At 67.2% G+C, this 1053-nt stretch carries 1 protein-coding gene; it reads right to left on the bottom strand.

The window, feature by feature from the left end; translation table 11 throughout:
- The coding region (locus ACE3TA_RS22655; RefSeq protein WP_374576589.1) for an FAD-dependent oxidoreductase at positions 1-1053 on the bottom strand (1053 nt) is incomplete at both ends.

The following is a 1053-nucleotide window of genomic DNA, read 5'->3' as shown; positions in this document are numbered from 1 at the left end:
CGGCGCTGGCCTTGAACTCCATGGCCACCACGGCCTCGGCGATCAGCTCGCTGGCCATGGGGCCGACGATGTGCACGCCCAGGATCTCGTCCGTGGCGGCATCGGCCAGGAACTTGACCATGCCGGTGGTGTCGCCCAGCGCGCGCGCGCGGCCGTTGGCCAGGAACGGGAACGTGCCGGCCTTGTACTTCACGCCGTCCGCCTTGAGTTGCTGCTCGGTGCGGCCCACCCAGGCGATCTCGGGGCTGGTGTAGATGACCCAGGGGATGGTGTTGAAGTTGACATGCCCGTGCTGGCCGGCGATGCGCTCGGCCACGGCAACGCCCTCTTCCTCGGCCTTGTGCGCCAGCATGGGGCCGCGCACCACGTCGCCCACGGCCCATACGCCGGGCAGGTTGGTCTTGCAGTCGCCGTCCACCACGATGGCACCGCGTTCGTCGAGCTGCAGGCCCACGGCCTCGGCGTTCAGGCCGATGGTGTTGGGCACGCGGCCGATGGAGACGATGAGCTTGTCAACCTCCAGCGCCTGGGCCTCGCCCTTGGCGTTGGTGTAGGCCACGCTCACGCCCTTCTTGCCGGTCTTGATGTCGCCGATCTTTACGCCCAGCTCGATCTTCAGGCCCTGCTTGTCGAAGGCCTTCTTGGCTTCCTTGGCGATCTGCTCATCGACCGCGCCCAGGAAGGTGGGCAGGCCTTCGAGCACAGTCACCTCGGCGCCCAGACGGCGCCAGACCGAGCCCATCTCCAGGCCGATCACGCCCGAGCCGATCACGCCAAGCTTCTTCGGCACGGCGCCGATGCGCAGCGCGCCGTCGTTCGACAGGATGTTCTCCTCGTCGAACGCCACGCCGGGCAGCGCGCGGGCGTTGGAGCCCGTGGCGACGATGACCTGCTTGCCCACCAGGGTCTCTTCGGTGGCGCCCGTGACCTTGATCTCGTAGCCGCCCGTGGAACCGGAGGTTCCACCCTCACCGGGTGGAACGGCCTTCACGAACGAACCACGGCCATGGAAGAAGCTGACCTTGTTCTTCTTGAACAGGTACAGGATGCCGT

The sequence above is a fragment of the Phenylobacterium sp. genome (assembly GCF_041916435.1).
Lineage (GTDB): Bacteria > Pseudomonadota > Alphaproteobacteria > Caulobacterales > Caulobacteraceae > Phenylobacterium.
The sequence above is the reverse complement of the archived record's forward strand: the minus strand, read 5'-3'. Positions and strand labels throughout refer to the sequence as shown.